Annotated in this window: 6 protein-coding genes; 3 read left to right on the forward strand and 3 right to left on the reverse strand. The window is 71.7% G+C overall.

All coding sequences use genetic code 11. The features are described from left to right. Positions 1 to 54: 54 nt before the first annotated feature. Complete coding sequence (locus tag ACFHWT_RS14025; RefSeq protein WP_416595044.1) at positions 55 to 2,751, reverse strand: hypothetical protein; 2,697 nt, start codon at positions 2,749 to 2,751, stop codon at positions 55 to 57. A gap of 276 nt (positions 2,752 to 3,027) precedes the next feature. Between ACFHWT_RS14025 and ACFHWT_RS14030 the strand changes: the two genes are divergently transcribed. Genes ACFHWT_RS14030 through ACFHWT_RS14040 form a run of 3 tightly spaced genes read left to right on the forward strand, consistent with a single transcriptional unit; the run spans position 3,028 to position 6,770 of the window. Further along, complete coding sequence (locus ACFHWT_RS14030) at positions 3,028 to 4,134, forward strand: LCP family protein (protein ID WP_416595045.1); 1,107 nt, start codon at positions 3,028 to 3,030, stop codon at positions 4,132 to 4,134. Between the two features lie 56 nt (positions 4,135 to 4,190). Continuing rightward, positions 4,191 to 5,633: a sugar transferase gene (locus ACFHWT_RS14035; protein ID WP_416595046.1), complete on the forward strand. Its 1,443-nt coding sequence runs from the start codon at positions 4,191 to 4,193 to the stop codon at positions 5,631 to 5,633. Between the two features lie 45 nt (positions 5,634 to 5,678). Then, the gene (locus tag ACFHWT_RS14040; protein WP_416595047.1) at positions 5,679 to 6,770 is read left to right on the forward strand and encodes a glycosyltransferase; all 1,092 of its coding nucleotides are present in this window, start codon (positions 5,679 to 5,681) and stop codon (positions 6,768 to 6,770) included. Between the two features lie 19 nt (positions 6,771 to 6,789). Here ACFHWT_RS14040 and ACFHWT_RS14045 read toward each other — a convergent pair whose 3' ends face one another. Beyond that, on the reverse strand, positions 6,790 to 7,869 hold the full coding sequence (locus tag ACFHWT_RS14045; protein ID WP_416595048.1) for a hypothetical protein: 1,080 nt from the start codon (positions 7,867 to 7,869) through the stop codon (positions 6,790 to 6,792). 117 nt (positions 7,870 to 7,986) lie between these two features. Then, complete coding sequence (locus tag ACFHWT_RS14050; protein ID WP_416595049.1) at positions 7,987 to 8,682, reverse strand: hypothetical protein; 696 nt, start codon at positions 8,680 to 8,682, stop codon at positions 7,987 to 7,989. Positions 8,683 to 8,774: the final 92 nt, after the last annotated feature.

Here is an 8,774-nt window from a genome sequence, read left to right on the forward strand (position 1 = left end):
AGTGCCCGACTCCCCGGCGGTCCGGAAGGTTCCATCCGTCGGCCGGTGGGCGGCTCAGCCGGTGTCGCCGGTCGGGGCAGCCGGGGCCGGATGGCAGCCGGGTGGGTCCTCCGGCCGCGCCCGGCCGCAGTAGAAGACCTCCTGCGGTTCCTGGTCGACCTGTGGCACGCTGGCCACGTACATCAGCGACAGTCGCTTCTCCACCGGCTCGCCGGTGTCGGCCGAGAACCGGGTCGGCCCGGTCACCCCCGGGTACGCCGCTGCGGCGTTCTGTCGTAGCACCTCGGTGAAGACCGCGACCGGACTGACCGCCCGTGCGTCCCAGGGCCGGGAGCCGACGTTCAGCCGGGCCGCGAGCTGCTCCACCGCCGCGATCAGCATCATCGTGGCGTCGTAGGCCAGCGCCACGCGTTCGCCGACCGGCGGCCCGGAACCGTTCACGCACCGCCGCTCGCCGAGCAGGTCGTCGCGCCGGATCAGATCGAGGAACCGGCGGCGCGACTCGTCGGCGACCGCGTCGGCCACCAGCCGGGTGCACATCGCCAACGCCGCCTTCGACACGTACGTCACCGGCAGGTTGCCCGGTGCGCTCGCCCGCAACTGGTGGTTGGCCAGGTACCGGTTGACCGAGTCGTCGGCCACCAGATGCAGCGGAGGGTTGTTCCGGCAGCCCCGCAGTGCCTCCAGGAACTCGTCGAACTCGGAGTACCGGCCGGCGAAGAAGAGCAGGCCGGGGTAGCCGCACTCGTGTGCGAGCGAGTCGCCGACCCGGAACGCGCGGGCGCTGGCCCGCTCACCGAGCCGGTCGGTCAGTCCGGTGACCAGCGTGTTGACGTACAGGTCGTCGGCAAGTGGGCTGTTGTCTCCGGTGGTGTAGTAGATGTGCGCCTCGGAGAAGTCGAGCACCCGGGTGGTGTACGCCGACACCAGCTCGGCCTGATCGGCGTTGGGCGCGACCATCTGCAGGTACAGCCGCGAGTTGCGGTGCAGCCCGTCGGCGGACAGCGTCGGCGCGACCGCCGGCAGCCCCACCTCGTTGAGTCGCCGCAGCGCCCGTGCCGTTGTGGTGCGGCTCTCCACCAGGCCGACCACGCCGACCACCGTCGGATCCCGGCGGGCCAGCCCGGCGAGCAGCTCCACCGTCCGCTCCGCGTGTCGCATCTGCTTGCCGCCGTTGGCCACCACGATGCGCAGCAGCGCCTGGCCGTCGGTGCTCGCCGACGCCTTCATCCGGGCGTACTGAGCGACCGCCATCCCTTCGAGCTCTTCGCGTTCGGAGACGTAGGAGACCTCCCGTGGACCGGTCCGCTGACCGGTCATGATTCCCAGATAGACGAGCGTCATCAGCGGGCGACGGCGCTGGCTGCTCCGCCAGACCTGCATGACCTCCTCGTTCTGCCGGAAGATGCGTTCCTGCACCCCGCGCAGCGCCTCCTGGCCCGGGTCGTGGTTGAACACGTACCCCAGGTTGTCGCTGTAACCGATGCACTCGCCGTCGATCAGCCGCAGCGAAATCTCACCCTGCCCGGGATGCGGCAGGCAGCCGGGACCCCACCGCCCGCCGGCCCAGAACAACCCCCCGGCGAGCAGGGCCAGGACCACGGCGGCGGCGACGCTCCGCCGGGCCCACCACGGTGGTGCCGGTGGTGCGAGGTCGGCGGCGGCCGGATGCCCGTACCGGTCCCCAGGATCGGTCGTCGCCGCCAGCGGCAGGAACCAGGCGTCGGCGCGGCGCAGCCGGCGCTGCTCCGGCAGGGCGTCACGCCACTCGTCGAGCCCGATGTCCACCTCGGTCAGCCGGACCGGGCTCGCGGTATCCGGCACCGGGGTGTAGCCCTCGGCCGCAGTCGCCAGGATCAGCAGCGGATCCCACCGGCCGGTTTCGTTGCGGACGTCGTTGACCAGCCGCAGCAGGGCGTGTCCGGCGTTGCCCGGCGCGACGTCGCGCAGCAGTAGCACCGGATAGGCGGTGCGCTGCCAGCCGTTCGGTGACCAGACACGGCGCAGGTACTCGGCGCGCAGGTCCTCGAGGAAGGCGTGCACCAGCAGCTTGCGCACCTGCTCGGGCTGCTCGCCGGTACGCAGGTCGGTGGTGAGTCGTTCGGCGAAGCCGACGAAGGTGCCGCTCTGCCGTGGCGCGAGGTACTGCTGGCGCATGAACCAGCGGTACCGGCCGCCGATCACCGGTAGCCGCCCGGACAACGCGGCCCGGAAGACCACGTCCGGGACCGCCCGCAGGACCAGCCAGAGCAGCAGCCGGTACGCGGTGGCGAACATGGTCTCGGCGTCCGAGGTTCCGCTGAGGTTCTCGGCGGCCGGCCTGCGACGCCAGTCGCGCAGCACCTGGGTGAGCCGGGCCCGGCGTTCGGTGACCTCGACGTCGGCCAACCGCTGGTCCATCAGCCAGCGGGCCAGCGGATAGTGGCGGAAGGCGAACGGCTCGCCGCCGAACGCGTCGAGGGCGAGCTGGTGGTGCATCGCGTCGAGCAGCGGGCGGATTCCGGCTCCGTCGGGGAACTCGGCGGCGTCGACGTCGACGTGCGGCACCCGGCGACGGGCCGGCCGACGCAGCCGGCGCAGCACCCCGGCGTGCACGTCGGGCCCGGCCCCGCCCACGGCCACGACGACCGGCAGATCGTGCTCGCCGCGCCGGGGCCGACGCAGCAACCGTCCGACGACCGCGAGCAACTCGGCCACGCCCCGGGAGACGAGCCGATCTCGCGCCCGGTCCGCCCCGGCCTCGATGGTCACGTCCGCACCTCGATCCTGCAGTCGAGTGGGCAGTCCACCCAGTGTCGGTCAGGCACGCCACGCCGGCGTCGGACGGACCGGACGATTGGGGCAGAGCGGCCAACGGTTGACGGAAATCCGTCAGGTTCACCCGGGTGCGTGACGATGAATGTCTGTCACGGCCGGTGGCCGGACAGGAAAGTGAAAGCGGATAAGACCGGCGTGGATGATTAAAGTGGATCATCGACCGTCCCGGGGGGACATCAGCCGGAAATCTTCGTCAGTACTATCACTGACATGTCACGTCGAGAACAGCTCGTGGATCCGACGGCCACCCACGAGTTGGGCGGGGTGGCCGACGGGGTGCGGCCGGGGACGCAGGCTCCCGGGTCGGTGATGGACTCCGCCACCGCACCACCGCGTCGCCGTCGGCGCGGGCTGCGGATCGTTCTGACGGTGCTCGTGGTCCTGGCGCTGCTCGGTGGCGGTGGGCTGCTCGTCGGTGGGTTCTACCTGCGGTCGATCGAGTCCGGGATCGAGCGGGTGGAGGCGTTCGTGGACGTGCCGGAGGAGTTCCGGCCAGAAAAGGTGACCACCGCCACGAACATCCTCATCCTCGGCAGCGACACCCGGGACCCACAGAGCACGTCGGGCTCCCGCAGTGACACGATCATCCTGGCGCACATCGCGGCCGACCGGCAGAGCGCCCAGTTGATCTCCATTCCCCGGGACACCTGGGTCTTCGTGCCGGAGAACCAGGAAGGTACGCACGGCGGACGGGAAGCGAAGATCAACGCCGCGTACGCCTGGGGTGGTATCCCGCTGATGGTGCAGACCGTCGAGGAGTTCACCGGAGTGCGGGTGGACAACGTCGCCCTGGTGGACTTCGCCGGATTCCGGGAGATCGTCGACGCGCTCGGCGGGGTCGAGATCGATGTCGAGGAAGCGTTCACCTCCAACCATTCCCTCAACCCGGACCACCGACGGTCGTTCGCCGCCGGCCCCCAGACCATGGACGGCGCGGCGGCCCTCGACTACGCCCGCGAGCGGTACGCCTTCGCCGATGGCGACTTCGCCCGGATCCGCCACCAGCAGCAGGTCATCAAGGCCATCCTGGAGAAGGCGGCCTCCGGTGGAGTGCTGTCCAGCCCGGCCACACTGAACTCGTTCATCCGGGCCACCGCCGACGCGGTAGCGGTCGACGAGACGTTGTCCCTGCTCGACTTCGGCATGGACCTGCGACACCTGCGCGGCGACGACCTCACCTTCGTCACCAGCCCGACCGAGGGCACCGGGCGGGTCGGTGACGAGAGCGTGGTGTTCGCCGACCCCGAGGCGGTCGATTCCTTCTACGACGCGGTCCGTCGCGACGCGGTCGACGAGATCCTCGCTGCGGCGCAGTGACCTCCAGCACCGACCACCAGCCCCGCTCCACCGAACCGGGAAGGCATGGCCACGTCGTGGAAGCCCCGTCGCTGCCGCTGGTGCCCCGGCCACGGCCGGACGTGGGGCCGGACCCGTCGGCCGGCGCCACCGCGGTGCTGCCGTACGCCGGTTCGCGGGCATCGAGCCGCACTCGACCGCTACGGGCCTGGATGATCGCCGCCCCGGTGGACCTCGCCGCGTTGCTCGCTCCGCTGCTGATCTCCGACCGTTACTGGCGGGGCACCCTGTTCATGGCGGCGTTGACCATCGCCGTCTTCGCGTTCAGCGGGCTCTACCGGGCCAGACGCCATGTCAGCTTCCTCGACGAACTGCCGACCCTGTGCGGACGCCTGCTCACCGCGTCCGGCACCGTCGCGATCATCGCCGGGCTGCGGCACGACTCGGTGGAGTACGTGGCCGACCTGATGCGGGGGATCGCCGTCTCGGCCGTACTGCTGATCATCGGACGCTCGATCACCCGGGCGGTGGTGGTCTTCGCCCGCCGCCGCCGCTGGGTCGAACACAACGCCCTGATCCTGGGCAGCGGTCCGGTCGCGGCCGAGCTGGCCCGGCTGATGCGCCGCTACCCCAGCTACGGCCTGCGATTCGCCGGCTGCGTGGACTCGGCCGCCCGGCAGGCCGAGAGCGCGTCGTTGCCGCTGGTCGGGACCTTCGACGACCTTGGCCGGCTGATCGACATGGTCGAGTGCGACGTGCTCATCATCGCCGATCCGGACTGCCCCGAAGCCGGGCTGATGGATCTGCTGCGCCGACCCGAGTGCGCCAGCCAGGACCTCTGGGCGGTGGCTCGACTGTGGGGCTCGGGATCGTACGGGCGGCAACCCGACCACATCGGCGCGATCCCGCTGGTCCACGTACGGCACATCGCCCTGTCCGGTCCGCGCTGGATGGTGAAACGGGCCTCCGACGTGGCACTCGCCTCGGTGGCGCTGGTCCTGCTCAGCCCGGTGCTCGCGCTGTGCGCGCTGGCCACCTTCATCGACGGCGGCCGGGGGATCCTCTTCCGGCAGGAGCGCATCGGCCAGCACGGCCGGACGTTCAACGTGATCAAGTTCCGGTCGCTGCGCCCCGAGACCGACCAGGAGGCCCGAACCACCTGGTCGATCGCCGACGACCGCCGGGTCAGCCTGATCGGACGGTTCATGCGACGTACGTCGCTCGACGAGCTGCCCCAGCTGTGGAACATCCTGCGCGGCGACATGACCGTGGTCGGTCCCCGGCCGGAACGTCCGCACTTCGTGGCGAAGTTCTCCGCCGAGCTGCCCGGCTACGCGATGCGCCACCGGGTCCCGGTGGGACTCACCGGGCTGGCCCAGGTCAGCGGCCTGCGGGGGGACACACCGATCTCCGACCGGGCCCGGTTCGACAACTACTACATCGAGCACTGGTCACTGTGGCTGGACATCAAGGTGGTGCTGCGTACCGTCGCCGAGGTGCTCCGCGGCCGTGGACGCTGATCCAGTCGACCGGCGCACCTGCGCCGACGAGGGGAGCTAACGGGCATGACCACACCACTTGCCGGCCGGTCGGTCGCACTCGTCCACGAGTGGTTCGGCGACACCGGCGGGTCGGAGCAGGTGTTCCGGCGGATCGCCGACCTCGTCCCGCACGCCCAACGGTTCGTGCTGTGGTCCGACCCCGGGGTGACCGACCAGGGCCTGCGCGAGTCCTGGCTGGCCCGGACACCGCTGCGCCGCAGCAAGACCCTCGCCCTGCCGCTGATGCCGCTGGTGTGGCGGACCCTCAGCCGGGAGCACTTCGACGTCGTCCTGTCGTCCAGCCACGCCTTCGCGCACACCGTACGGCTCGGTGCGCCGGGACGGACCCGGCATCTGAGCTACGTCCACTCGCCGGCCCGCTACGTGTGGAGCCCTGACTACGACGGCCGCGGCTCCGGCCGGCTGCTCGCCCTGCCCCGGCGGGCCCTGCAGACGGTGGACGTGCGGCTCAGCCGGCACGTGGCCAGCTACGCCGCGAACTCCCGTGAGGTGCGGGACAGGATCCGGCGGTTCTGGCACCGCGACGCGGTGGTCATCCATCCGCCGGTCGACGTCGACTACTTCGCCACCGCCCAGCCGGACGACCCCGTCGCGCAACGCGACTACCTGCTCGGGGTGGGGCGCTGGATCCCGTACAAGAACTTCGATCTGATCATCTCGATCGCCGCGGCCGCCCGGATGCCGGTGGTCATCGCCGGCTCCGGGCCCCAGGAGGCCAATCTGCGTCGGCACGCCGACCGGATCGGCGCCGAGGTGACCTTCGAGGTACGTCCGGACCGGGCCCGGCTGCGGCAGCTCTACCGGGGGGCCCGGGCGCTGCTCTTCCCGGTGCACGAGGACTTCGGCATCATCCCGGTCGAGGCGCAGGCCTGCGGTACGCCGGTCCTCGGGCTGCGTCGTGGCGGGCTGCTGGAGACCGTTGTCGACGGCGAGACCGGACACCTCGTCGACTCGACCCGGGCCGACGACTACGTCCCCCTGCTGCGCCGGCTCGACCAGCTCGACGCCGCCGGCATCGAGGCACACGCCAAGTCGTTCGCCGCGGCCGAGTTCGCCGCGAAACTCGCCGACTGGATCGAAGCCGAGTGTCGGTGACGGCACCGCCGCCAGCCGACTACAGCAGCAGCGAACTGCGGAGATAGTTCGCGATCATGCGCAACGGGCTGGCCCCGTCGGCCGGGCCGGTCAGCCGCAGCACCAGCTGCCGGTCGATCGACCCGTCCTGCCCGCCGCGCCAGTAGGCGACCATCACCAGACCGTGCCGGCGCTCGCCGTCGACCTGCAGCGTGCTGATCTCGGCGTACACGGTCGCGATGCCTGGCTGCAGCCATTGCTGACTCCACGCCTCCTCGGCCTGGCGCATCGTCGCCTGCCGGTCCGGGGTACACCGGTGGGGACATGGCCGGACCACGACCTCGCCACCGACCTGCTGCTGCTCGCCGAACGTGCCGCTGCACCGCAGGCGGCGGGTCTGCGGGTCCCGGTCATCCGGGACGGGGGAGCAGTCCCAGCTCCACGGCACCTTGAGGACCAGACCAACGTCGGCCAGGTCGGTGTAGGTGCGGACCGTGTCCGCCGGGGTGAACTGGGGCCAGTCGGTCCGCCAGGAGCTCTCCGCCGGTGGCTCCAATCCGGGCTGATTCGGGGTGGCGAGCGGTGGCGTGCCGCCCTGCTGAATGTCGCCCGGCGGGGTGTCGACCGCGCGGCTCGGCGTCGCGCTCGCCCCCGACCGCGGTGGGGACTCGGCGGACCGGTCCGGCCACCAGATGACGGCGGCGGCGCCGGCCAGCAGGACCGCCACCACCGCCGCCCCGGCCAGCAGCGGGCGCGGAACGCGCCCGCGCGGTGGTTCGGACGGGGCGAATCGGGGCACCGGTGGGTACGCCGGTCGGTATTCCTGGCCGAGGGCGAGGAAGATCCGCTCCGCCCCTTCGCCGGGCCCGGCACCGCAGGCGACCCAGGGGACCCGGGCGGTGAAGTTCGCGTATCGGAAGGTCGGCACTCCCGCCGCCGGGTCGGCCAGCGCCTCGGCGGCCGAGGAGAACGCCTTCCGCCAGCGGTCGTCGGCGGCCGCGTCGGCGTCGAGGATCGCCACGGTGATCCGCTCGCCGTGGGGTTCCACAGCCGACCAGACGCTGCCCGCCGGACACGATCCCAGCATCTCGACGAGCTGGTACGGATCTACCGGTTGCATTCGGCCTCCCGCCCTGCGCTTGCCGGGGATCATAGCGACTCCGGGTGGTCATATGGCTGCTCTGGGTGAGCGACACGGACCTGGGAGTCCGGTGGATCTGTCCGCGCGGTCGACCGGTCAGGCGGCGGTGTCGCGCACCCACGCCTCGGCGTGTGGCCCGGCGCCGACGATCCGAAGCAACTGGACCGACTGGGCCGGATCGTCCACCGTGACGAAGTAGGAGTTGCCCCGCCGCACGTGCTGGTGCACGGCCAGGCCGAGCGCGTCACCCGCCTGGGTCAGCGCGGTCAACGCGGCCGGATCCGGCACCCGGACCCGGACCTGGCTGCGGCGGCGGGAGCCGTTGGCGACCAGCAGCGCCGCCCGCCACATCGTCCGGGCGGCCGGCGTACGCAGACCCGGCCGGGCGTGTGGGCCGACCTGCTCGGCGGCCGTCTGCCACAGCCTCGCGAGCCAGCCGAGCACCTCGTCGGCCCGATCGCTGGGGACGAGTACGTCGAACCGGTCCCGGTCATCGCGGCCGCTCATCCGGGCGGTGGTGGCGATCCGTACCCCCGGGAACTCGCCGTCGACCACGGTGGCGACCCGGTGGGCGAGCGCCGGGTAGGCGGTGCTGACCAGACTGACCAGCCCGGAGCGCCGCTGCCAGGGCACCGGCCGCAGCAGATGGGTCACGGTGGCGGTCTCCACTCTGGGCAGCCGGTCGGCCGGGACCGCTGCGGCGACCGCGTCGAGCAGCCTGCGGTGCGGGATGGCGCCCCACCGGCCGGCGGTCGCACCGCCGCACCGGCGGGGTTGGGCGTCAACCGACACGGTCGACCTCCTCGTCCTCGACGAGGGACCGGTACGCGGGCTTGATGACGTCGTCGATGACCGCCAGCCGCTCGTCGAACGGGATGAACGCA

Origin of the sequence: Micromonospora sp. LOL_021 (assembly GCF_048060215.1) — a bacterium.
GTDB lineage: Bacteria > Actinomycetota > Actinomycetes > Mycobacteriales > Micromonosporaceae > Micromonospora_E.

Excerpts from the sequence above, each read along its gene's own strand:
- ACFHWT_RS14040 (WP_416595047.1), top strand. The coding sequence starts at position 5,679 with ATGACCACACCACTTGCCGGCCGGTCGGTCGCACTCGTCCACGAGTGG.
- ACFHWT_RS14045 (WP_416595048.1), bottom strand. The coding sequence starts at position 7,869 with ATGCAACCGGTAGATCCGTACCAGCTCGTCGAGATGCTGGGATCGTGT.
- ACFHWT_RS14030 (WP_416595045.1), top strand. The coding sequence starts at position 3,028 with ATGTCACGTCGAGAACAGCTCGTGGATCCGACGGCCACCCACGAGTTG.